Genomic DNA, 24,820 nt, shown 5'->3' with positions numbered 1-24,820 from the left:
ATTCCGGAATCTTATATGACTCCTTCACTAGTCTTGCTGAACTTCTCTGATCCATCGGCGCTTGGTCTATTACTTGCCGGCAGCATTATTCTACTTGAACGAGACCAAGGCATCTGGAATGCGCTATTTTCAACTCACCTGGGAATACTTGGCATCCAAATGTCTGTCGCTTTGCTTCCAACAAGGTCGAAGGACTGGCCTAACCAAATTTATAGGCCTAGCTTTTCATTGCATTCTTATATATGCTGGATTAAGACGCTTCTTCCGCCAAATATAAGCTTCTTACCTAATCATCAATGTCGAATATGTAAAAAGAAGATATCGCAACGTAGAAAGGTTGGTACGTAAATGAACGATTTGATATTACTACTCAAATATTTGCTTCTTGGTGCAGTACAGGGATTTACCGAACCAATTCCTGTTTCTTCAAGCGGACACTTGATTGTCGTGCAGCAACTGATTGGACTCCCACACCGCGGACTGGCTTTTGAAACCTTTTTGAATACAGCATCGCTACTGGCCATTGTTATCATTTATCGAGAAATGCTTGTCAGGCTGACCGTAAATGGTCTGCGTTATTTGCGCACTCGAAAACCCGAGTATCGCTCGGATTTTATGTTTATCGTCTATATTGTCGTGGGTACAATTCCTGCGGGTATCATTGGTATGCTTTTTAAGGACAAGATAGAAATGTTTTTTTCATCTGCCAAAATGATTGGTCTAACCTTGCTTATTACGGGGACAGCTTTATGGTTGATTCGCAATCTGCGAGGGGTAAAGCGTGACGGGGATCTGAAGCTTAAGGATGCCATTATCGTTGGACTTGCTCAAGCGGTAGCACTTATCCCGGGGATTAGCCGTTCTGGCGCCACGGTCATCACTTCAATTGCAGTAGGTATGCGGCAAGAAACTGCGCTGCGTTTTTCTTTTCTTCTTTATATTCCGATTAGTTTAGCCGGACTTGTTTTAAGCGTCACTGATATTGCTAACGATTCAGAAATGTCGACGCTGTGGGCGCCATATGCCGCTGCCTTCATCGCTTCCTTGATTTTCACTTATGTATCCATGAAGTGGCTAATGAACATCATGGAGAAGGGCAACCTGAAATATTTTGCCTATTATTGCCTCGCAGCAGGTTTGTTTTTATTGTTCGTACTGTAAGCTCGTCTGCGTGAGATTAAAAGGTGGACAACCTCTTAATCTCACGCAGATGATAAATCTATTGAGGCAGTCCTTCCATGTGTTCTCGTTCTGCTCCACTACATCTGATATCGAGTCTCCAATATGAATAACTTTTCTGGGATCGCCATTTCCTTTCTTGCCGCTTCACTGATATTATACCTCACTAAGTACCTCATTTCACATATATAAATTGAACGCCTCAGCCAGCGCCTTTTCGAAATATACCTATTTATAGGCTGCTTCTAATAATCCACATTTTTTTAATATTAATTATTACCGATAAAATACAATTGATAGAAGTAAGCCCCATCCAGATTAACATTGAATACGACACCCACACCTTTATCATTAAATAATTATTGTCTAATAGATAAGGCAAGATCAGTACCAGTACCAAAAGCATAATGCTTAAGAGAAGTGCGATACTACTTCCTATCATTTTTCTGAGCCTTGTCTTTTCATCTTTAATATTTAGTTTTATTCCTCTAACGAGTCTAATTGCTTGGACACCTAAGATAACGACGGCTATTATCACTAAGAATGAAAATACCAAATCAATGAATAGATACGCGTCATCATAATTGAATTTATTCATAGGATTTCCATTCATATTCTCATAAATGTTATTAGCAATTAGCGATGGTGCAGTTGAATTCAAATTAGCCAGAACAAATATGGCCTGCTGCTTTTCTAAATCAATAAGAACCTGTGAGGAGTAATTGGGATTAGATCCATTATGACTAATCACTCTATTTTTCGTATCCATACTCCATCCAAATGAATAGTATTGATCTTCATCTACGTATCCCGCCGTTTTGATGTCGACTTGATGAGATTGTTCGATCGCTTTCGATAAATGATCTGGCATATCTCCTATCCCCATTTGGGCATTAATCCAGCGTTCTAAGTCTTGTGAATTCGTTACCAAATATCCTGCAGCGATATTCCCATAATATCTAGGGGCATCATATTCTAAGCTTCTTCCAAAAAATACACGATATCCTTTGGTAAGTTTATCGGATTCCTTTTCCTGACCTGTTGAAAAATAACTATCGGTCATTCCTAAAGGAAGCAGTATGTTTTCAGTCATGTAATCTTGATAACGTTTGCCTGTAACATTTTCAATAATCATCGCCAAAATATCATAGTTAACTGTAGCATAATTATAGGCTGTCCCAGGATACGTATCTAATGCCATGTCGGACACATTATGTACTGTTTCTTCAAGCATATCTTCCGTGGTACCTTCAGGAATTAACCGAATACTCCACGGTGGAATTCCACTTGTATGGGCTAACAACTGATGAATCGTAATATTAGCTTTCTCACCCTTAATGGTTGGCTCAAACGATGGAATATAGTCTGTAATTGAATCTGAAAGAGATAAGTAGCCCTCATTTTCTAATAAAAGAACGGCCAAAGCCGTAAATGCCTTTGTCGTCGATCCCAATTCAAATAATGACTCTTCAGTTACCCTCTTCTTATTCTTAATATCTGCATAACCGTAACTTTTAAATTCTGTCTTGCCCTGCTCTGATACTACTATAGCCACCCCTGGAGTCGCTGATTTGGCCATTATGGTTTCCGCCATATGATCCGTATTATCATAATTCCCCGTCCTTATTAAATTCCCAAGTTCATCCCAACACGCTATAGTAGTAATGATTGCGATAAGTAGGATGACACATATTGTTGATGCGCCTGTTTTACTTAGTATTTTCTTCATTGTGTGCTCCTTATATAAGCCTTCTGAAAAATAGTAATGGAACCCGTTCAATAATTCGACCGTCACTCTTCATGTCATTGACTGAGCACTGTTAAGCCGATCCAACCAATAAGCAAATAAACTGGTAGATTGATCAAAATTGCATGTAGAGTTTTTCCAATCCTAACAAAATATGCAGATCCAATATAAAAACACGGAAAAATTAATCCCCAAATCATAAAACGTGGAGTAGCCGCGAGATATAAAGACATCGGTATTATAAAAATCGCTGCCACAAATAATAACTTTGACTTTTTCATCCAAATACCAATTAATGACAGTATGATGGATAGAATCATGAGTGGCCAAAAGAAGAAAATGATCATATTCACCTCACACAACTAATTAGGTCTTTGAGTAATGATGGTTTTTATCTTTTTGCGGATGTTCAGATAACGTTTGACATTCCTGACGTTCAAGCAGTTTAAAGACCGTAGGTCCGGGTCGTCAGACTTAGCTGGTTAAATGCTGCGTTCCGCTTCTTTTATTATTGGACAACTACTTGATACCACATCAATTATATGATCATAACAAACTACACCATAATGTTTAAATGGTCCTGGATAATCTTCTGATGCAAATGTTCCGATAGAAATAAAATCTAGGTATCTTGACTTTGAGTATATTCTAAATGATTTCCCTGCAAAAACTTGATACTCATCCCATGACGTGTATGATTCATTCAAGACGGAATATCCAATATAACTTTCAAAATCAATCTGAATGACAGGAGAGGCTTCATCCACATTAACTGAATAACTATCACCAAGGTTCTTACCATTAATAATTAGTGGTTCAGGAATGTCACTTACTTTACTTCTGCTAAAAAAGAGGCTCAGTGAATTACAACTAGGTTCATTGAGACCTAAGAAAAATATGTTTTTGAAATCCATAAGATCTTCGTACTTCATCGAATCACCCTTCGTACTAATAATTGCAACGGTTTCAGATAACGTTTCCGTGTTCACGAAACACCCCAGCCCTAGATAGCTCTTATCTAAGGCTAGGGGCGTTGGTGTCTGAGCTACTTTCATGATTATACATCCATTTAAGCCTCTTGCGGACCAAGGACAATTAAGCCCGCAGGGTGAATACGGGAGTTAGGCGAAGTCTTTTATGAATCCGTAAAAGTTTCAATCATCATTTACAATTAAGGCTAGTACTTGTCCAGTCAAAGTATCATGTTCATCCTTTGGTGCCCCCATCTCAACTAAACCAACGGGATCTAATTCATTTATGATTTCTCTAACTAATAAGAAGTATTTGGTGTGCTTTTTCTTTAAATAATCCTTGTCTTCTTTACTCAATGGGTTACTCAAATTAACACCACCATTTGTGTCTAAATTTTGTGACCTAATATAAGCTCTTCAATTCTATTTTATATCCCTAAGTGTAGGATGCACTTTTAATCTTTCATACTTCCCGTATTGTTCTGATTCCCCGGTTGTGTAATAGCTTCCGGTTAGTACGTTACCTGAAGCACACCTCTTCCTGATTATACCATTAAAGTGCCTTACTAGCCTTCTGTATTTCCTTGGTCACCACTCTAGCAACCTCATCCAGATTGCCGCTTGTATCGACAACTAAATTAGCATTTTCTTTCACCCTTATGCCGTTTAAATGGTACATCTCCCTAACACCACCATATAAATAATCAGACAAAAAATGATCCAGCAAATGGACCAAAGTCGCTGGATCATTCTTTAAATATTTATTTAAATCATAAACTCTTCTTGCAAGTGAAATTTCTGGTCTCACATCTAAATAGATGACCATATCAACAAACTCTCTCACTTCTTCCCTTAAGTTGCCGAAAGGTTCTTCTAATATTATATAATCACTCGGATGAAGCTCAACAGATACTGGGTCAAAAGAAATTCCGTACTCCTTAGCCCAACCATTACCTTTATTCAGTGTTACGCTGTTGCCATTAATCAACTCAATAATATGTTTTTTTAATTCTGGCGTTTTAATAACGTTAGGATCTCCACCGTAATCAACCCAAGACTTGATGTCTTCCGGAAAGTCACCTTTAGAAGCATAGTCATCAAAATACATAGGTACGCATGACGGGAGAGAATTAGAAAGTGCATTGATCAAGGTGCTCTTTCCTGAACCAGAATAACCGCTAATTACTACGACAAAGGGTCTTTTCACTAATAACATCTCCTAATAAAAAAATTAAGGAACAAATCTCATTACAGAGATCTGCTCCTTATTGTTGAATATAATATCATAAGTTTTCATGATTTCAAGTACTGCAATTTATTTCAGTTAACGTTTTTGTATTTCTGAATCCAAAGGGCTTAAGGCACAAAATACCGGGTCGTCTGACTTAGCCAATTGGATGTGTCGCCAGCTTCTACTTCTCTAAAAAGTATGAACGATTGATTAGAGTAAACACCATTTGAATGGTTTTCCTTATTATTAACATCAAAATTTCTGGCTCCCTGAGCCACTTACAATAGGGTTTTATAGACCTTTCAAATGCTTCTCGTAGGATACAATTGTCATCTCATCATTAATTTGTTTTATTTCTCCTGTCCTTCTGTAGCCCAGTTTTTCATAGAGATAACAATTCCCCTGCTCTTGTAATATAGTATCTAACTCCCAAAACCTCGCATCGTTATACTTATCTTCGATAATAGAAAATACTTTTTGCGCAATTCCTTTACCTTGATATTCGGGTAAAATAAATACAGGTCCTACCCGGTAAATATTATTATCTTTTCTTTGAATTCTAATTGCACCAACTGAAATGTTAGAATTACGTATTATGTAATAGTCCGTATAAGCTTGCTTTAATCGATCAATCACTCGTTCCAAAGGTTCATTAGCAGGATTGGTTTCATAATCTCGGTATTTGTTTAACAATGGTATAAAAGCTTTGATTTGCATTTCGTGAATTTTTGAGGCTTCATTAAGTCCAGATCTAAATAAAGAGATATCCATTTTCTTTTTCTCTTACCTCCATATACATACTTATGACATTATCTTCATTGATATTGGCTACAAGCAATTGCTTATATCGTTCCTGTATTCACGCCCCAGCGTATGCAGGGTGTTCGGCGCATGTCGGACCAAGGACGTATGCCCGCAGCGTGGATATTATGTTATCTGAAGTGATTGCTTCCTTGATTACTCATAAAAGTCCTTTACTCATTCTCTTTGAGAGCTTTCAAAAAAGACCTCTCTGTCATTCGATGATAGGCAATTAACTCCCCGTTATAAATAACATTGAATACACCGTAAGGTGTGGGCGATAACTCCATCATCTGTGCCCGATCTTGAAGATGAATAATATGGGGATGAATATTCGCCGTATTTGCTGCTTTAATGAGGTTATCTGTAGCTATTTCTAAATAAGGACATTGGTCTGTTCTTAATATCGTCAGCCCTTCAGAAAACCTTGCCAAACGTTCATTCCAATTCGCAGGAAAATACGGCAATGAGGTATCCTCGAACGAGTATACGTATAGTTCAAATGAATAAGGCCCACTTTCAACAAAAGCAAAGCCGTTTTTTATAAATAACTCTTTACTAGGCGCCCATCCCGTATCAGCATTCGTTAATACAGCTACACCTTTCATTTTCCGTTGTCTGGCTTCTTCCAAACATAATTGAACTAGCTGAGAACCTAATCCTGTTCCTGGAGAACCCACCCATATACAGTGAATGACCATATAATTGTCCGCATGAATGACTCTCCAAGAGAATTCTCCAGGGGCATATTCTATAAAACCCAATGTCTTTTTCCCGTCTTTGATTTGCAAGTATTCTAATCCATGATCAAAGTTTGCCTTAGTCCATTCTATTTTCTTGAGATAACCCGAATGATTCTTCATACTTCTCATACAGTAACAACCGTTTTGTTCAATGTTATTCTTGACGATCATTAGACGTTGATCCATTAAAATTTTCCTTTCCTTTCTGCAATTTTAAATTCATGCCTAAGATTCAATGATCCTTCTCTTTCCTATTGTACCATCATCTACTATTCTTGAAAAGAACAAACGTTCGGTATCTTGGCATTATAATTTCGTATAAACAAAAACGGGCAATTGCAAATATTGGCAACTGCCCTCTCGTAAATAACATATCGCAATTTTACTTTGTGAAGGCTTATTTCCCCTCACGAACCGCCGGGTTGGCGACGCTGACGCAGTAGCAGCATGATGAAAAAAGGCGCGCCAATCGCGGCCGTGAACACACCGGCCGGAATATCGAGCGGCTGGAACAACGTGCGCCCGGCCGTGTCGGCGAGCAACAGCAGCAACGCGCCAATAAGTGCGGATGCCGGCAGCAGCGCCCCGTGGGAAGCGCCGACCAGCCGCCGCGCAATATGCGGTCCGATCAGGCCGATGAAGCCGACCGCGCCGACAACTGCGACCGCCGAACCGGCCAGCGCCACAGTAACGAGCATCAGCCCGAGCCGCTGCCGTTGTAAAGCTACGCCAACACCGGTAGCAACCTGTTCGCCGAGTTGATGGACGTTCAAATTGCGAGCATTGGCCCAGGCGATTGCGCCGAAGATCAGCGTCCAGGGCAGCAGAGTAAGCACCTGCTGCCAGGAAGCGCCGTAAACGCTGCCGATCAGCCAGATGTAAGCCTTGCTGGCAGAGGTGACTGGGCTAAATGCCAGTAGCAGCATCGTTACTGACCCCATGCCTGCGGATACGCCAACCCCGATCAGGACAAGGCGGGCGGGAGCTACTCCATTTTTCCAGGACAGCGCATAAACCAGTCCGGACACGAGCAGTGCCCCGGCCATCGCCGCCACAGGCAGCCAGCGAATGCTGATTGCTCCGCCGGAGAAGGTAATAAAGGCCACCGCCGCTGCGGAAGCCCCGCCGGTCATCCCCAGCACATCCGGCGAAGCGAGCGGATTGCGGATGAGGCCTTGAAGCACCGTGCCGGCCAGGCTGAGTCCCGCGCCGGCTAGCAGCGCCAGCGTCAGGCGGGGAAGGCGCAGCATGCCGATGACAAAGGCGGAATCTCCGCCGCGGAAGAAGATTGTCTGCAGCACCGCCAGTGGCGACTCCCATTTACTACCTAGACAGGCGCTCAGCACAAAGATGATCAGCAGCAGCGCCAACAACAGCAACAGAGTGAGCGTCTTTCGTTTGCGGGCAGCAGCCGAAGCAGGCAGTTTGCGGTTAGGCATCGGTACGGGATTCGTCATGCTCTCCCCTCCTTTGTGTGAACTCGGTGCGGGCAATATAGATGAAGAACGGCATGCCGATCAAGCCGGTGACGACACCTAGCGGCAACTCGCCCGGCTGCACCGGGAAGCGGGCGGCAAGATCGGCCAGCAGCAGCAGAATCCCCCCGAATACAGCGCTATAAGGAATGACCCACCGGTAATCATTGCCGGCAAAATAGCGGGCAAAATGCGGCATAACCAACCCTACGAAGCCGATAGCACCGGCGGCGGAAACCGCGCTGCCGGCAAGCAGGACGACTGCCACCGCTGACAGAGTCTTCACCAGCGAGGTGCGCTGCCCGAGACCTCTGGCCACTTCCTCACCGGCGCTGAGAATCGTTAACGAATAGGCCAGCGTCAGTGCCAGGACACCGCCGGTCAGCATATAGGGCAGCACTTGGAGCAAGGTGTCCATATCTTTGCCCGCAACGGAGCCGGCCAGCCAGAACAGCACATTTTGCAGCCCGGATTCATCCAGCGCCAGCACGCCCTGGGTCAGCGCGCCGAAGAGCGCGCTAAGCGCCGAGCCGGCCAGGATCAAGCGGATCGGCGTCAAGCCACCGCCCAAGGAACCGAGCACATATACCAGCAACGCGGCCACGGCTGCGCCGACAAAAGCAGCCCAGATGAGCTGAGACAGCGAGGTCAGCGGCAATAGCGTCAGCGCCAGCACGACGGCCAGCACCGCGCCGGAATTGATGCCGAATAGCCCCGGCGAAGCGAGCGGGTTGCGCGTCAGCGCCTGCATCATCGCTCCGGCCATCGCCAGCGAAGCGCCGACAGTCAACGCGAACATCGCGCGCGGCAGCCGTGTCGTAACGATAATAATCTGATCGCTGTCGGTCGGATCGTAACGAATCAGTGCCTGCAGCGTTTTGAGGGGGGCGATCGATGTTGTGCCCAGCGCAATGCTGGCGACGAAGGCGAGCAATAGCAGCAGTAGCGCGGCCAGAAGCCCGAGCAGTCTGCCGCTATTATGTTTAAAAAGTGGCTTCACCATGATCCTCCTTCTTGTTGACTTGTATGGCTCCTTGAGCCAAAAACACGGAAACGGCAAGCCGCAGCTCCTCTACAAGGAAGGCCGCAGGCGCTTGCCGCCGCATCTACTATAAGAATCAACAGTCTCTATTTATTCAGCCCGTAAATTTCTTTGAGATCCTCAAGCATTCCCTCAGCGGCCAACGGACCGGAACCATTGTTCCAAATCGCGGTATCCACCTCGTAGACACGGTTGTTTTTGACAGCTTTAATATTGCTCCAGAGCGGGTGCTGAGTCCAATCTTTGCGCAGATCAAGCCGGCCGTCATCCCGTGAAGTGCTGGTTTGGTCAAAAATAATGTCTGCGTCCATTTGCGGAATATTCTCCTTGGACACCAGCTTCACACCCCAATCCTCGCCTTGTTGCTTCGCTGGCCGGGCAATCCCCAGCTCATCCAGCACCAGCGCGGAGAAGCCTGTGTAGACAATGCGTGCATGGTCGGCGCGGAAATCAACGATCCCGGCTTCCAGCTTCAGCTTGTCGCCCATTTGCTCCTTGAAGTCGGCGACTTCACTATCCCAACGCTGCAAGAACGCCTTTTCTTCTTCCTGTTTGTTCAATGCCGCAGCCGTCAAGGTCAGTGAATCTTTCCAGATATGCACCTCTTCGGTCATGACCGTCGGAGCAATCGCCTCAAGCTGACTATAGATTTCTTCATGCCGGGTTTTGGAAGCGATAATGATATCCGGCTTAAGCGCAGCAATTTCCTCCAGATTCGGCTGGTTCTCCGAGCCCAGATTTACAACGCCGTCCATTTGCTCGCGGATATAATTGTACCAAGGCTGTTCAATCCACGACTCCACAGCGCCTACCGGCTTAACACCAAGCGCCAGCGCCGAATCCGTCGCGCCTTGGAACAGGGTAACGACCCGCTGCGGCGTTCCGGAGACAACCTCTTCGCCCATCGCATGCTTGATCGTCCGTTCTGCATCCGTGCTTGCAGGCGCTGCCGTCTGCTCTGTCGGTGTTTGCTCTGCCGGCGGCGGCGCAGCCGTGTTGCCTCCGTTTTGCGCGCAGCCAGCCAGCAGCGCCAGCATAGTCGTCCATAATAACAGCATTTTTAACCCAAAACCTCTGTGCTGCTTGTCCTTATTGAGATGTTGCATGAACCTGATTCCCCCTAGTTCTCTATAATCAATAGTTGATCATGAGTGATATTGATTATCATTATCGCATGAGGGTACTTGCTTGAAAATGAACTTATGCGTCATCCCTTTTGCATATTTGCGACGCCGTATCCGTCTTGCTCTGCCGGACTTCTCCAGCTTCCGCAGCAAGCTGCCGACTATTTGCCGGGCGAGCCACCTTGGGGCAAGCCGTGCAGTAATCCGCTTTGGCGGATACGCAATGGTACAAGCAACAGGTCTTCCGCACCCGGGACTGCGGCGATTTACTCTTCGGTGCTGTTTCTGTGTTACCTTCGGTTCCGTAAAAAAACGCCAACGGCTGACGCCGCTGCCCAAATGGCTCTGCGGGCAGCTCCTTCAGCAGAAAATGTAAATCCTCGGCAATACGGGCTGTTGCGGCCTTATTGCCAGCGGGCAATCTTTTTTCATACAAGGAATAAATGCGCACTGCCGCGTTCTCCCATAGAATTAACTCCGGCAAGCCCGAATAGCGGGAGAGCGCCTGCCACAGCGGGGTCAGATGAAGGCGGAGGTAGCGCTCGGCCGCTTCAAGACGCCACGGCTCCCGCATCCTTCCGGCAGGGCTGGTAGCAAACAGCTCCCCGCTCACTAAAAGCCCCTCCAGCCATGGAACACCAGCGCCCTTTCCGACGCGCAGCTGCACAGCTTCCAGCGGAAGCTCCAGCGCCCGGTCATAGCAGGTCAGTGCATAGAAAAACGGCACAGCGGACAGGGCCGCGTACCGTTTGGCCAGCATCGAAGCGGCGATCGGCCGCGAATCGGTGCCAAGTCGGGCTGCCAGTTCATCAAGGTAGAGAAGGCAGCTCTCTAGCTTCAATAGCGCCGCTGCAGTGATCGATGCCGATGGCGAGTAGGCCAGAGAAGCCTCCGGATCATCCGGAGGACAGGCCTCCTCAGCGGCGGTTAACCCGAACTGCTGCTGCAGCTCCGCCGCTTCCTGCGGCGAGAGCGTAACTAGGCGGCTCATAAGCGCCTGTCCCGTAGTGAATTGATAAATTGATCCCCGTTCATTGCTATATCCCCCTTGCAACAAAATGATTTCATTTGCTCCGTCCGGCACCCTAGCTTCATTGTGCAAATTAATAGGCCCAACTGGTAAAGCACTAGCGGGAAGGCAACAATGCCTCGGCGATTTCGTCAACAACCCTGCTCATAGCCAGCGGACCATAATACCCCGTCCAGAGAGCCGTATGGAAATGGCGAACCTGACCGGCGCGCACCGCGCTCATCTGTCTCCAGACCTGGCTTTCCTGGCATTGCCGAATCTGCTCTCTATTCGTATTGTCAGTCAATATGAACAGGCGGTCCGCGCTGAGTTGAGAGAGCTCCTGCAGCGGAATCAGCGAGCTGGTACCCTGCTGTTGCGAAGCAAGCGACGGCAGGGCAAGGCCCAAATCATCATACAGCAGCCGTGCCGTACGATGTCTTTCGGAATGCAGACGAATTCCGCCATCCCGGGGCCGGATCAGAGCCACCGTCTCCGGAGCGCCTTCGTTGCGAATCCGGCCGTTGCCAATCCTGCGTCGCAGCCCCTCCAGCTTGGCGTTATAGGCATCGATCTGCTCCAGCGACTGCCAGGTTCGACCAACGAGTTCTCCAAAGCGGAGCAGCGACAGTCGCCAGTCTTCGTTGCGGTCCAGCATGACGGTCGGCGCAATCGCGGATATGTCGGTATAATGTTCCTCCTGGAAGGAGGTGCACACGATCAAATCCGGCTCCAGCGCCGCCAGCGCCCACAAATCGGGCTGCTCCTTCTTCCCGAGATCCGCAATGCGCCCCAAAGGCTTTTGCAGATCGGCCGGCAATCCGCCGATCTCAATGGTGCACATGGCGCTGCCGACCGGGACAATGCCGAGGGCCAGCAGCTGGTCGGCATATTGGTAGTCAAGCACGGCAATCCGCTGCGGCTGGCGTTCAAGCTCAAGCACACCCCGCAAATGAGGAACCAGCAGCTTGCCGGCCGCATCCATGTAGGCGAACCCGCTTGTACATGCCAAGGTCAACGACAATAAGGCCTGGAACGCCTGCAAAGCACTCCCCCCTTGATGATACCGATCCTCACCAAACGGGACAATGACCGTTTGCGACGGAAAAGTTGGAGAAATCCGACAGGCTTCATTTGAAGGTCTATGCTCCTGCAGCCCTATTTGTCTGTAGCTGCGGGGCGACAAACTCATGTATTTTTTGAACAAGCGGCTGAAATAATAGGTATCCGAATACCCAACCTCCTCGGCGATCCGGGAGATAGGCAGTTCATTCTTACTTAGCAGCAGCTTGGCCTGCTCCAGCCGAATGCTGATTAAATGCTCCATGGGGCTGTGACCGAAGCGCGTTTTGAACCCCCTTTGCAGCTGCCGTGGGCTTGTTCCAAGGCGTTCCGCTAAGGATGCCAGCGTCCATAGCTCACTGTAATGGGCTTCCATATACCGCACGGCGGTGTCGACCAGATTCGCTTCCGCCTGCTTAGGCTGCTCTGCTCTCCCCTCCCGCTGCTCCAGTTCCTTTAGGAGCAATGACACGAAGGAATAGAACTGCTGCTTGGCATCCAGCCGTGACAGCGGGTGCTTCTCTTGCCATAGCTGATAGATTTGGCCCGCTATGTTGCGCCAGTAACTCTCCGCTCCCGCCGGAACTAAATAGCACGAATGGAAGTCCCGCAAAGCTTGCTCTGGATCACCAAGCTCTCCGGGCAGAACAGTTGGCAGCACCGCTTTATATAAGAACAGGAAATACTCGTAGCCTTGCGGCGAGGCGTCAATCCGCATTTCACTCCCCTTTCCGGCATGAACAACCGGAGCAGCCAACGAGCTATGCCGCAGGCTCCCTGCTTCAATGCGCGCCTCTCCGGAAGCCGAAATGAGAAAGAGCCCCGCCGGAGCGCGATAGCTGAACCGTTCGCCAGGCTGCAGCCGTCCAAAGCGGATATCTGCAATATGCAGATCAGCCTGTGCCCAAAGTATCATCTGATCCCTTGCCGACACTCTTCCCGCCTCCATTGTCTAAGTTATTTAAAATCTATTATAATTTTGACAAGAAGCAGGAGCAACTTTTCTCTTGCGTAAATTTGAAAGGACAATAAATTATGAATAAGGAAAAAATAACATACCACTTAAAAGCAATAAGCATCATTTTGCCATGTTTTAGTCATCGTATTAAATAAGACCTGAAAAATTAATTTCTCCAGCTTACAATCTCATTCCCTTTCTTATCGTAAGCAGTTACATCATACAACTCTCCCATAAACATTATGGGCTCAGTGCTATTGAAGGTGCTGGGCATTTCTAGCATAAATGTGTTATTCACTGCCACCGTTTCCTGTGTTAGTCCGTTCTCATACTCAATAAATATCTTCTCAATAGGAATGTCAGTATAGACTGCTCCCCATATGAAATTGCCAATATTCTTTTTGTATTCAGCACTTACAAAGAATGGGATTCCATCCTTAGTGCTTGCTGACCATCCTGAACTTTGACTATTATCGTAAAAATATTTCCCATTCTTTTTCTCGTAAACTCCAAAGACATACTTCGTCTGATCCAAGTAAATTACTAATTGATTTTCTTGATCGATGTTCTTCACAAAAACTGGTGATTTCCATTTAGCTTGGACTGCATCTTGGAGTGTATCATGTCCACATCCGCTCATTAATACCAAAAGGACAGAAAAACATATGACTTTAAAAACTTTATACATGAGGTTCCTCTTTCTTGTCTGGATTTTATTGGATTCAGCATTTTCGTATTTACGAAATGCCCTAGCCTTAGATAGCTTTTGCCTTAGGCTGGAGCGTTTGTTATCTGCGCTTCTTCCATGATTTTTCATCTGATAACCCGGGGGTAAAAGCATCTCTGTGAATATCGTGCTAACTGAGGTCAACGACTTTCTCTAGCTACTTTTCTCTCTATGTATATCAGTCTTTTAAAATCTCACCTTGGAGAATGAACCTTTTCGAGCTGGCGGCACCCGAATCATGGTTTCCTGCTACTGCCATGCAGCCAAGATTAAAGGCATTCAATGTCCCTGTCATACGTTTGAGTTTTAAAAATAGGCAGAAAAACTTTCGCGATTATCTTTTGTCCAAACACTACTTCCGGTCCAGAGTGTGACAACATTTGTAACTAACCTCCCGCTAATATTAGCGACGCCACGCATGAAGCGGAGTTACAAGCTGCACAGTTCGATATGTCGAGTTTAGCGCCCATTCAGTGAAACGGCGTCTATGTATCATACCAGAACAAAAAATATTTAGTTCTTGCAATCCATGGTGTATATGTTAATGAGACAAAGAGGGTGCCGCCGCCAGCACCCTTTCTGTAGTTTTCGGTTTATTCCTTCGGAAACTCCACCTCCGGATATGACTGATTCGGCTTGCTGATCAAGCCGCCGCCGGTTTCTTTTAAATGCTTGTTGAAAAAATCCAAAACGTACAGGTTCACGATATCTGCGCTTCGTTCGCCGTCAATGTCGCCCGTCATGCCGAGCTGCTTCAAAAGTTTTGAATAAAGCTGCAAGTCGGTGAAGTTGTAATGCTCCGTACCTTCAATATACACCATTGATGCTTGATCTATGATTTTGTATTCCTTCTTTAGTTCCTCAATCATCTTGTTGAATTCTTCTTTCGTTAAACCCGAATTTTTGATTTCTTCATCAGAAATCTTTCCGCTGAGCGCCTTGTTTTTGATGTTCATAAAGCTGCTCGATTCTATGAACAGAAACGGTTTTGAAATTGCCTGCTTGCCGTCGACATTGTACAGTGAGCCGTCCATGTTGATTCCGGCTTTAATTCTGTGATTTGAATATGCGGCGTTAAACGCCGTGGCACCGCCGAATGAGTGACCCATCATCCCGATGTTGTCCATTTCGAGTTTTCCCTCAAAGGCATCACGATTCAACTGATCCAACTGGTTGATGACAAAGCCGGCGTCCTGTGTCCAAATGTTCCCGAGCTTGCTGCTGTTTTCGGAAACCCCGTTCATATATTGCTCGGTTGTTAAGCCTGTCACCCGTCCGTCTAGAAAAGCCGTTGCCATTGTGCTGTAAGTATGATCGATCGCCACTGCGACAAATCCATGGCTTGCCAGATGCTCGGCTTGGGAAGCGTGCAGCAGCCGGCTTGTTCCGAAGCCGTGGCTGATTACGACGACTGGATATCGAGCTTCAGCTGATGAAATCGTGGCGTTTTCGTATGAGTTGGTTTTGATGTAGCGCCAATAGTCCAAAGCAAACGCGGGAAGGCCGAATCCATCTGCGAACCTCTCGATATATTCGTGAAATGTCCTTGCGTCTTCGGGAAAGAGAGGTGCCTGTTTCTGTCCATTCAAACCTTGTGCGGGGTACCATACTTGGACCATCAGTTCTCTTTTATCATGCGGATTTTTTGTCAGCGTTTCTTCTCTGCCGTAGTCGGTCAAATGAAACGTCTTCGTCCCGACCGAATAAGCGCCGTCAGGCTTAGGCAAATCGAAAACGGGCAGATATACAGACAGGAAGACGGAGACCGCCAGCATGGCAAATGTTAGAACATACAAGCCATATTTCAACGGCTTCCACATCCTGATATGAAGCCTTTTTCCGAAGATCGCGATAAAGGCGAGGGCGACGGAGATCAGATAAATCAAAACCATTTGCCATCTGTCCCCCTCAAAAAAAAGCTGTCCCGCCAATACGCTAATGCTCGCAATTCCGGCTGCTGCCGCAATCTTTCTCGGGATTTTTTGCTGAAACAGTATGATAAAAGACAGAAGAGTTAATAATATTTCGAAAGTTCTCATGATTTTCTCCCTTATATAAGATGTTGGTAGTCTTATACTAACGAATGTGTGGTTTGATTGGTTGCAAAAATATTCCTCGCCGGTTTCAGATAACGTTGCTTGTATTCACGAAACGACCCAGCCCTAGATATCTCTTATCTTAGGCTGGGTCGTTTGTAATCCGAGCTTCTTCGGTAACTATCCCACGATTCGCTGAAAAAAATCATTGACGGGCGTATATAACCAAATGATCAAATAGAGCGGGCTGGGGACCTGCACCTTGAATACAGTGCATAACGTCGCCGCAATCCCGGCCAACCAGAGCAAGATGAACACGGCAAGTTGGCCGAATTGACGGGAGCGAAGCAAGGACGGCAGGTCAAAAGCTATACAGCATGCGGCAACCAGCAGAACGACCAGCATGTTTGCCATTCGGCCTCACTCCTTTATGTCACCCTGAAATGATTTATCAATAAGCCCAATCCGGTTGATATGCACGGAAGCCTGATAATGAACGGGCAGCGTTTTCAGGTAATTTTCCTTCTGTTCCTTCAGCTTCTCCCACACCTTCGGATGGGATTGGTAAATCAGTTGGCCAAACCCCAGAATATCGGAGTTGTATTTTTCAATAATTTGATCGGCCGCATTTTCCATGAGATAAATGATCCGTTCTTCCGCCTTTTTCTCCAATTCCCGGATCACCTGATCGTCATCCAGCTTATCCGTGCTCTGCGAAGCCTGAATATTAACGGTGGCGCGTACGGAAATGTAAATATTCGGCTCCCCATCGATGATTTTGACCTTACGTTTGGTTGAAGTCCGGAGCGCTTCCATCACGATGGGTTTTCCATCCTCTCCTTTCACCGGGCCCGCACTTGATTTAACTTCACCCATAATATAGTTATAGCCAATCGTTTCCTCTTCATTGAGCCATCCGATCAGCTTATCCTTCTTGAATACAGCGAGGCCGTGAATCTTCAAACTTGCTTTGGGCACCGTGCTTTCCAGATTTTTGACGGACCCGTTCACGGAACGGTCTCCAACAATCTCTACGCTTGACAATGCAACGTTTCTCCCCTCAGCTACCAGACGGGCAATCAATTTATCGATCGTGACGGGTGACGTTCTGGCCGTACTCTCGGACGAGGTCTGCAAGGAATAAAACAGCCGGTTGGCCGGCAATTTGTCCAGCGGCGTCAATATCCGTAGCACCTGGGAGGCCTTGGCATCCCGCGCAACGATGATGAAGAAGTCCGTCCGCGGCTCGCGGCTTCTTGTAATGACATCCAGCACCGGGCCAATGCCGGCACGGGCCAACTCCTCACCGAGCACCAACACGCGGATATGCCCCAAGTAACTGGACCTGGAGCTCATTAAGGTAAATTTATGCAGCGCTTCAAAAACGGTTGGGACTTTAAATTCGTAAACGGTGACCGGTGTTCCACCTCCCTTTGAGGTGGTTGTTGCGATTTCCGCAGGAACGACCACCTGCATCGTTACTTTATATTGGTCTCCCTCCTTATCTAATCCGTACCCCAGGACAAAAGCCAGCTCATTGAGCTCTCTTCTTTCCCAGCATCCGCTAAGCAAGGCAGGCAGCAAAAGGATCAGCATGAACCCGCATAGCGTTGATTTCAACGTTTTCATCATGGCTTACGACTCCTCTCGCTCGGTTTGTCCTTGCCGGATCACGTCGTCCGGCTCCGTTTGCTTAGGTCTCGTTGTTAACTTCGGCCAAGGAAAACGGAAAACGGAATCCTTCAAATCGCTTTGAATATAAGGTCCGATCGGACTCATATAAGGCATTCCGAATGAGCGTAGCCCGGCCAAATGCAGCACGATGATGAAAAGTCCGAACAAAATGCCGAACAATCCCATAAACGCCGCCAGCCCCATGAGGGCAAAGCGGATGATCCGGACGGCGATGGACATTCCCGTCTCCGGAATCACAAAACTGGAGATCGCCGTCACAGACACAATGATGACCATGGCGGATGAGATAAAACCCGCCTCTACGGCAGCTTGTCCAATAACCAGGGTCCCCACAATGGAAATGGCCTGGCCGATATTCTTCGGTATTCTTACGCCTGCCTCGCGTAAAACTTCATAGATGACCTCCATGAGCATCGCTTCGACAAAAGCCGGAAAAGGAACTGCCTCCCTTTGAGCGGCCAGGCTGATCACGAGGGTGGTCGGAATCATTTCCTGGTGATACGTAGTAATGGCCACATAGAGCGCCGGAGCCAGCATCGCGATAAATAAGGCCAAAAAACGGATGAATCTCAGCAAAGTGGCAATATCCGCCCGCTGATAATAATCTTCGGCGGATTGAAAGAAATTCAAAAAGAAGGAAGGAACAAGCAGAACAAACGGCGTCCCGTCCACCAGGATGGCCACTTTTCCTTCCAAAATTCCCGCCGCGATCGTATCGGGCCGGTCGGAATTATAGATCGTGGGAAACGGGGTAGCGGCCGTATCTTGAATGAATTCTTCGATATAGCCGCTTTCCAAAATACTGTCCGTGTCGATCTTGGCCAGACGCCGTTTTACTTCAGCCACGATTTCCGCATTGACAATGTTGTCCAGATACATAATAGCCACATCGGTCTGGGTTACTTTGCCGATTTGAAACGTCTCAAGCCATAGATGTCTATCCTTGATTTTCCGCCGAATCAGCGCCGTGTTGGTCCGCAATCGCTCGGTAAACCCCTCCATCGGTCCGCGTACAACCGATTGTGAGCTCGGTTCGCTGACATTGCGGTCCTCCCAACCGGGTAGGGCGATCCGCAGCGCGGTGTTTGCTCCCTCCATCAGCAGTATGATGCACCCCGATAAAAGCTCATGAAGCAACTTGTCGTAATCGGCGATTTCCGTTATATCTCCGGCCATCAGAATGCAATCCTTGAGAATTTGCAGTTTCTGAGCAGGATCCATCTTTTCCGGTTCATCAAATGCGGAGAATCCCCGCTCGGTCAGCGAGTAAAGGATGGAATTGTGAAGGGTGCTGGTATCCACCAGACCATCGATAAAAAACAAGGACATCTCCAGGTTTGTCCCTAAAATGAGTTTCTTTTTCACCAGATCCGTGCTCCCGCCAAGCGCTTGTTGCAGCAGGGTTTCGTTCTCCTGCAAGCAGGCCGATAATTGACCTTCAAACTTTATTGTGTTATCCACACTCGTTCCCCCGGGTTCTCCGCCAATAGGCGTTTTTTGCTTATTTTAATCTATTCGCTCATTATTATTCCGAAAAAATCCAGAACGGGAGCATACTGTCAATTCATTACCGGCATACTAGCACAGACTGGCGCTTAAATTCGCGTACCGGGGTCGGAAAGTAGGCTATAGGAGGAAGGATGATAGGACATGAGCTTGGAAAAAGGACGCTTATCTTCAAGACAACTGATTGTGCTTGCCCTGTTTGTGTTTGTCGGCGACATGGCGCTGATTTATCCCTTAACCATGGTAGCCGATTCGCATCAGGATGCCTGGATAGCCGGTTTAATTAGCTTGCCGCTGGGGCTTGCCGGCATCCTGATTCCGCTTAAATTACATTATTTTTATCCACAGATGAACCTCATCGAAAAAATTAACAAAATATTAGGAAAATGGGTCGGGACCGCAGTATGCCTGTTCTATTTGATTTTCTTTCTAATAGCAACAGCCATCTACATTCGTGAAATCGAGGATTTCATGTGTACGCAAATTTTTGAAAAGACTCCAGGCGCCGTTTTTCGCTTCATGACCCTGTTCCTGGTGATATACGGCCTCCGCCTTGGTCTCGAGACGCTTGCCAGGGCCGCTGAAATATTTTTGCCGCTGTTTATTCTGTTTTTCGCTTCATTGATGATTCTGCTGCTTCCGCAGATCCAACTGGAAAATCTGTTCCCGATCATGCATACGCCTTTGCCCAAATTGCTGCACTCCGTGTTGTTTGGCATCAGTTATCCGTTTGGCGAGATGATCGTATTTCTAATGGTGTACCCGTACGTTAAAAAGAGCAAACATACCAACCGGGATATCTTTCTCATCTTGATTATCGGAGCGGCCGTCCTGAATCTGATTTTGTTTCTTTCCATAACCGTTTTGGGGGCTTATCTACCCGAGCATCAATTTTACGCCGCCTATATTCTGGCCCAAAAAATCAATATCGGCAATTTTCTGCAGCGAATCGAAGCCCTAATGGCCATTGTGTGGGTCATCACCACCTTTTTCAAAACCGCCCTGTATTTCTATGCCTTTACGCTTGGTTCCGCCCAACTGTTTAACCTGAAAAGCTTCCGTTCCTTGATATTCCCGGTTGGTTTTCTCGTGTTTGGACTTTCGCAGCTGGTATCGAAGGATATTGTCTTTTATATGAAAAAAATCCCATCCACCTGGGTAGATTGGGATTTTACCGTTTCTTTTGCGATCCCTCTGCTGCTGATAATCGTTTATTATGTCAGGAAATCCAAAATCCGCACGAGCAGCGGTTGATTCGTCATCTAATTAACATGAATGAATCCCCTTTGGGCTGGAAATAATTTTGCGTAGTTCTCACTTCCGGAGGTTAGCAGCATGAGCCAAACGAGCTTTGAGGGTGCCCGCTCAGAAACGGATACCCAGCCGATTTCACCCGAATTGGAATTTAATTTAAAGTGGCTCGAAACGCGTTTTGAATATTGCGGTGATTTTTCCGTTTTTCAGTGGCACTTTGGACCGGAGCTTCGACACAAAGCATTTTCCGCTTATTTCGAATCATTAAGCGAAAATAAGACATTAAATTATATGAAAGCATCGCTTCAAGACCTTGTCCCCCACGAAGTAGGTCCGGCAATTTCCGTCATTCCCGAAGATGTCATTCGCTTTTTCAGCAACCACGGTGTTTCCTCGCATTCTGCCAAGCTTGTAAGCGATCTGCATGAAGTCATTGATGATATTGTTACAGGGCATCTTGTTATCTTCTTAAATGACTGGGATCAGGCTTTGTCTTACAAAATTGCTTCGCTAATCACCAGGCAAGTAACCGAACCCGTTTCGGAATCCGTAGTTCATGGTCCGCGCGAGAGTACGGTCGAAAATCTGCAAAAGAATATCGGTATGCTACGGCAGCGGCTAAAAACGCCTAATTTAAAATTGGAAAGGTTTACGTTTGGGGCGGACACCAAAACGGAAGTTGCGATCGCTTATTTGATAAATACAGTTAACATGGAGGTTTTGGCTGAGTTAAAAAAGCGGGTCTCCGGAATGAAGCAGGTTAATGTGCTTGATACCTCTTTTATTGAAGAGTGGGTTGAGGATTCGACGTATTCTCCATTCCCTCAATACCGCTATACAGAACGGCCGGATACCGCCGCGGCGGCTTTGCTGGACGGCAAAATCATCGTGCTTGTCGAAGGCACAGGTTCGATTTTGATATGTCCGGGGCTTTTTACGGAAATGTATCAATCCTCGGAAGACTTTTACCAAAGAAGCATCATTTCCTCTCTAATTCGCTTAATGAGGATCATTGCTTTTTTTATTGCTTTAAGCTTGCCCAGTATCTATATTGCACTAACGACTTTTCATCCGGAATTGATTCCTACCGTCCTTTTGCTTGCCATCATGAATGCGCGCGAGGGAATTCCCTTCCCTGCATTTATTGAAGCCGCTATCATGGAATTTTTCTTTGAGCTTCTTCGGGAAGCCGGAGCGCGCTTACCAAGACAGATTGGTGCCACGATAAGTATTGTCGGCGCTCTCGTTATTGGTGAAGCAGCCATATCCGCGGGTATTGCTTCTCCGACGATGGTCGTGGTCGTTGCCTTAACCGGAATCGCTTCTTTTGCCATTCCTCAATACAACATGGCTACCGCTTTAAGAATTATCAAGATTCCGCTCATGATTTTAAGCACGATTCTGGGCGGATTCGGTCTGATGATCGGTTTACTCTGGCTCTTGCTGCATTTAACGGGTCTCAGATCCCTCGGCCAGCCGTATCTAACCCCTTTAGCGCCTCTTCAACCTAAGCAACTGTTGGATACGATCATTCGCGCCCCATTAAAAATGTTACTCCGTTCACCACGCAGCAAGGAAATATTCGGATCCAAAAAATAACGGGCAATTTTCTCGAAAGAAGGCTTATGATGCGAAGAATCGCGGTTGCCGGCTGTCTGATGGTCTGCCTTCTATTGCTGCCGGGTTGCTGGGACAAGGCAGAACTTACGGATCGTTCCTTTATCTTAGGACTTGCTGTCGACAAAGCCGATAACGGAATGGTTGATCTTACCGTGCAAATCTACAAGCCGGTGCATTCCGGCGGTTCGCCGGGAACGGAAGGCGGTGGCGCAATTTCCTATGTCAATGTGCAAACAAAGGGCGAAACGATGTTTGACGGGATTCGGGATATTATCCTTCATACCGGACGCAAAGCACAATGGAGCCATTTGCAGGCCATCATTGTCGAAGATCAATTAGTGCAAGTTTATCCGATCGGTGAGATTTTAGATTTCTTTTATCGGGATCATGAGGCTAGACTTAGTTCTTCGTTTTTTATTACCCGCGGGAAAGCATCGCAATATTTGGAAATGAAGCCTTTAATCGAAAAAACGGTAAGTCAACAGTTATTGCAGATCACCAAATATTCCAACCGGTTCAATCACAAGACGACCGACACTTCTTTACTTGATCTCTTCCTTGGTCTTCGCAGCCAGACGGGGATTTCGTTAGTTCCTTATATCACAAAAGACGAAAAAAAAGGAGAAGAGCTAGTAGCTGACGGAATGGCCGTCCTAAAAAAAGGAAAATGGCAGGGGACCGTTTCTTCTCAAGATTCCCGATCGATTCATATGCTGCTTAATAAATACAAGGGTGGAATTATCCGCGTTCCGTGCGAAACTCAGAGCGATTCGAGCGGTGATAATGACAATTCTCTGGAAGTCTTATCTTTCCATTCCAGACTAAAACCACATATTGAAGATGAAGCCGTCCATCTTCAAGTATTCGTTCAAATCTCGGGAGCTCTTGGAGAGATGAAGTGCACAAAATTAAAAACTCCGGAAGATGAAAAAAAATTCACGGAAGCGGCAGCACGGACCGTTGAAGAATCTTTAAGAGAAACTTTTAACCGAATGAAACATAAGAAATTGGACCTGATTGGATTAGGAGACCGGATTTATCGTAAAGATCCAGCCCTATGGAAACGGTGGAAGAAGAATTGGGAAGCGCGCTTTGCTGAGACTCAAATCGACATTAAAGCAAACGTTGAAATCAAAAATAGCGGAACCGCCACGCCAAAACCGCTTTCTCAGGATAAGTAGCAAAGGAGCTCACACGAATGGCCGAAAAAATGATCGTTGTGATTTCGAGTTATTTGTTAATGACGTTCTATAATCTTGCCACAATAAAGAAAATGGTGCTTCGCGACAAGATCGCCTATGGAGTGACCGTTATTGTCTCCATTTATCTTGGGATTGAGTATATTGGAGGATTTGGAATGCCGATTCTTCATACCCTTGCAGCATGGCTGTATAAAGATTGGGGGCATCGGATTGTCGAGTATTTGGACGTACAGTCTTAGAAAAGGAGCAGCAGCATCTTGATGAATAAACATAAACAAATCGTAAGTCAAGAACAATTGATCGTATTGTTTTTTGTTTATTTAACCGGCTCGGTTATTGTCAACCTTCCCGGGCCGTTAATTGGATTCGCCAAGAACGGGGTGTGGATTTCTCTGTTGCTCTCCGGCGCGGTTGCCATGCTTCAATTGCTGCTTGTCCTTTACTTGGATAAAGAATATCCCGGACAATCCTTTAGTGAATATAGCCAAGCGATTTTGGGAACCTTGCCAGCCATTGTGATTGCTATCCCGTTTATTTCGCTGATGTTCGAAATGAGTACGGATATCGTGTTTGAAGTAGGCAAATATGCCAACAGCTCTTTAATGAGGCAAACTCCCCAATACATATTCGATTTCTTGATCTTCACGACAGTGGCCATGACGGTACGGGCAGGGATTGAAGTCATGAGCAGAATGTTTACCATTTTGATCTTCGCCGTAATGCTGTTCATCATCTTGACCATGCTGTTATCCTTTCCCAATTATCACGGCGAATTTCTATTACCTATTCTCCCTGACGGAATCAAACCTGTACTGCATGGCGCCTACCTTTCCTATGGTTTCACCCACGCAGAACCGGTCTTGCTTGCCCTGCTCCTTCCTTTTGTTCGCCGGCCGGCCCGGGGTTTACCTAAAAAGCTGACGGTTACGTTTGTTATCGCTCTGGTCACCTTGATTGCGGTCACGATATCAACCATCCTTGTTTTCGGACCTTTAGCCGGGGAAAGAAAGTATTCGATGGTAGAAGTTGCGCGAGTGATTAATGTACAACCTATTATTCAGCGGGTGGAGTTCATTGTTGGGATAGCTTTAATTGTAAGCTCCTACATGAAAGCCTGCCTTACACTTTTCATATTAAATCAATTAATTGTACGTACATGCAAATTAAAAGATGAGAACGTGTTTATACTTCCGCTGGCTTTCATCAATATGCTATTCGCTTTTATTATGCACCGAAGCGAAACAAAATTGACGGAGCACATCACGGTAATCCTTCCCCTATGGAAGTTGACCGGATTCACAGTTCCTTTGTTGATCGTGGTTGTAATTCATTTGCTGAAAAAAATGTCCGGCTCAAAAAGGAGCCAACCAAATAAAAGTTGATCCGTCCTGAAATCCGCTCCCTCGAAATGCTCTATGGTGATGACCGAGTTTATTTG

General features: G+C 46.4%; 23 protein-coding genes. 6 read left to right on the top strand and 17 right to left on the bottom strand.

Features of this window, described 5'->3' with window-relative positions; genetic code table 11:
* Positions 1–348: 348 nt before the first annotated feature.
* On the top strand, positions 349–1,161 hold the full coding sequence (locus TX85_RS05900; RefSeq protein WP_044478183.1) for an undecaprenyl-diphosphate phosphatase: 813 nt from the start codon (positions 349–351) through the stop codon (positions 1,159–1,161).
* A gap of 250 nt (positions 1,162–1,411) precedes the next feature.
* On the opposite strand, the gene TX85_RS05895 is transcribed toward TX85_RS05900, so the two are convergent.
* The 17 genes from TX85_RS05895 to TX85_RS05815 form a co-directional block, all read right to left on the bottom strand.
* Entirely contained in the window at positions 1,412–2,908 is a 1,497-nt protein-coding gene (locus TX85_RS05895; RefSeq protein ID WP_044478182.1) for a serine hydrolase domain-containing protein, read from the bottom strand.
* Positions 2,909–3,408: 500 nt separating this feature from the next.
* On the bottom strand, positions 3,409–3,981 hold the full coding sequence (locus TX85_RS05885) for a hypothetical protein (protein ID WP_233500625.1): 573 nt from the start codon (positions 3,979–3,981) through the stop codon (positions 3,409–3,411).
* Positions 3,982–4,080: 99 nt separating this feature from the next.
* Complete coding sequence (locus tag TX85_RS05880; RefSeq protein ID WP_222860700.1) at positions 4,081–4,254, bottom strand: hypothetical protein; 174 nt, start codon at positions 4,252–4,254, stop codon at positions 4,081–4,083.
* A 196-nt stretch (positions 4,255–4,450) separates the two neighbouring features.
* Positions 4,451–5,104 carry a nucleoside/nucleotide kinase family protein gene (locus tag TX85_RS25270; RefSeq protein ID WP_049894820.1) on the bottom strand — a complete coding sequence of 218 codons (654 nt, stop codon included), beginning with the start codon at positions 5,102–5,104 and terminating at the stop codon, positions 4,451–4,453.
* Between the two features lie 315 nt (positions 5,105–5,419).
* Positions 5,420–5,899 (bottom strand): GNAT family N-acetyltransferase, encoded by a 480-nt coding sequence (locus TX85_RS05870; RefSeq protein WP_044478178.1) that lies wholly within the window; start codon positions 5,897–5,899, stop codon positions 5,420–5,422.
* A 203-nt stretch (positions 5,900–6,102) separates the two neighbouring features.
* Positions 6,103–6,858: a GNAT family N-acetyltransferase gene (locus TX85_RS05865; RefSeq protein WP_044478177.1), complete on the bottom strand. Its 756-nt coding sequence runs from the start codon at positions 6,856–6,858 to the stop codon at positions 6,103–6,105.
* Positions 6,859–7,079: 221 nt separating this feature from the next.
* A complete protein-coding gene (locus TX85_RS05860; RefSeq protein WP_049894819.1) occupies positions 7,080–8,129 on the bottom strand; it encodes a FecCD family ABC transporter permease in 1,050 nt (349 codons plus the stop codon).
* Positions 8,104–9,150: a FecCD family ABC transporter permease gene (locus TX85_RS05855; RefSeq protein WP_044478176.1), complete on the bottom strand. Its 1,047-nt coding sequence runs from the start codon at positions 9,148–9,150 to the stop codon at positions 8,104–8,106. The genes TX85_RS05860 and TX85_RS05855 overlap by 26 nt, the downstream gene beginning before the upstream one ends.
* Positions 9,131–9,253: a hypothetical protein gene (locus TX85_RS27925; protein WP_262362616.1), complete on the bottom strand. Its 123-nt coding sequence runs from the start codon at positions 9,251–9,253 to the stop codon at positions 9,131–9,133. The genes TX85_RS05855 and TX85_RS27925 overlap by 20 nt, the downstream gene beginning before the upstream one ends.
* A 22-nt stretch (positions 9,254–9,275) precedes the next feature.
* Positions 9,276–10,295: an ABC transporter substrate-binding protein gene (locus TX85_RS05850; protein ID WP_101781122.1), complete on the bottom strand. Its 1,020-nt coding sequence runs from the start codon at positions 10,293–10,295 to the stop codon at positions 9,276–9,278.
* Between the two features lie 94 nt (positions 10,296–10,389).
* Complete coding sequence (locus TX85_RS05845) at positions 10,390–11,367, bottom strand: ferric iron reductase (RefSeq protein WP_222860699.1); 978 nt, start codon at positions 11,365–11,367, stop codon at positions 10,390–10,392.
* A gap of 73 nt (positions 11,368–11,440) precedes the next feature.
* Positions 11,441–13,300 carry an AraC family transcriptional regulator gene (locus TX85_RS05840; protein ID WP_233500624.1) on the bottom strand — a complete coding sequence of 620 codons (1,860 nt, stop codon included), beginning with the start codon at positions 13,298–13,300 and terminating at the stop codon, positions 11,441–11,443.
* A gap of 208 nt (positions 13,301–13,508) precedes the next feature.
* Complete coding sequence (locus TX85_RS05835) at positions 13,509–14,159, bottom strand: hypothetical protein (RefSeq protein ID WP_148444334.1); 651 nt, start codon at positions 14,157–14,159, stop codon at positions 13,509–13,511.
* Between the two features lie 503 nt (positions 14,160–14,662).
* Complete coding sequence (locus TX85_RS05830; RefSeq protein ID WP_233500623.1) at positions 14,663–15,961, bottom strand: alpha/beta hydrolase family protein; 1,299 nt, start codon at positions 15,959–15,961, stop codon at positions 14,663–14,665.
* 324 nt (positions 15,962–16,285) lie between these two features.
* Entirely contained in the window at positions 16,286–16,519 is a 234-nt protein-coding gene (locus tag TX85_RS05825; protein WP_049894817.1) for a hypothetical protein, read from the bottom strand.
* Between the two features lie 6 nt (positions 16,520–16,525).
* Positions 16,526–17,737 (bottom strand): Ger(x)C family spore germination protein, encoded by a 1,212-nt coding sequence (locus TX85_RS05820; RefSeq protein ID WP_044478172.1) that lies wholly within the window; start codon positions 17,735–17,737, stop codon positions 16,526–16,528.
* A gap of 3 nt (positions 17,738–17,740) precedes the next feature.
* Positions 17,741–19,261 carry a spore germination protein gene (locus tag TX85_RS05815; RefSeq protein WP_044478171.1) on the bottom strand — a complete coding sequence of 507 codons (1,521 nt, stop codon included), beginning with the start codon at positions 19,259–19,261 and terminating at the stop codon, positions 17,741–17,743.
* Positions 19,262–19,450: 189 nt separating this feature from the next.
* Between TX85_RS05815 and TX85_RS05810 the strand changes: the two genes are divergently transcribed.
* From TX85_RS05810 to TX85_RS05790, 5 genes are all read left to right on the top strand, one after another.
* The gene (locus TX85_RS05810; protein WP_044478170.1) at positions 19,451–20,560 is read left to right on the top strand and encodes a GerAB/ArcD/ProY family transporter; all 1,110 of its coding nucleotides are present in this window, start codon (positions 19,451–19,453) and stop codon (positions 20,558–20,560) included.
* A 144-nt stretch (positions 20,561–20,704) separates the two neighbouring features.
* Positions 20,705–22,159: a spore germination protein gene (locus TX85_RS05805; RefSeq protein WP_316244873.1), complete on the top strand. Its 1,455-nt coding sequence runs from the start codon at positions 20,705–20,707 to the stop codon at positions 22,157–22,159.
* A 26-nt stretch (positions 22,160–22,185) separates the two neighbouring features.
* The gene (locus TX85_RS05800; RefSeq protein ID WP_081671650.1) at positions 22,186–23,361 is read left to right on the top strand and encodes a Ger(x)C family spore germination protein; all 1,176 of its coding nucleotides are present in this window, start codon (positions 22,186–22,188) and stop codon (positions 23,359–23,361) included.
* 17 nt (positions 23,362–23,378) lie between these two features.
* The gene (locus TX85_RS05795) at positions 23,379–23,621 is read left to right on the top strand and encodes a hypothetical protein (protein ID WP_044478166.1); all 243 of its coding nucleotides are present in this window, start codon (positions 23,379–23,381) and stop codon (positions 23,619–23,621) included.
* A 21-nt stretch (positions 23,622–23,642) separates the two neighbouring features.
* Positions 23,643–24,764 carry a GerAB/ArcD/ProY family transporter gene (locus TX85_RS05790; protein ID WP_044478165.1) on the top strand — a complete coding sequence of 374 codons (1,122 nt, stop codon included), beginning with the start codon at positions 23,643–23,645 and terminating at the stop codon, positions 24,762–24,764.
* Positions 24,765–24,820 lie beyond the last annotated feature (56 nt).

Origin of the sequence: Paenibacillus antibioticophila (genome assembly GCF_000455265.1) — a bacterium.
In the GTDB taxonomy this organism is placed as follows: domain Bacteria; phylum Bacillota; class Bacilli; order Paenibacillales; family Paenibacillaceae; genus Fontibacillus; species Fontibacillus antibioticophila.
This window is presented reverse-complemented; position numbering and strand designations above follow the sequence as displayed.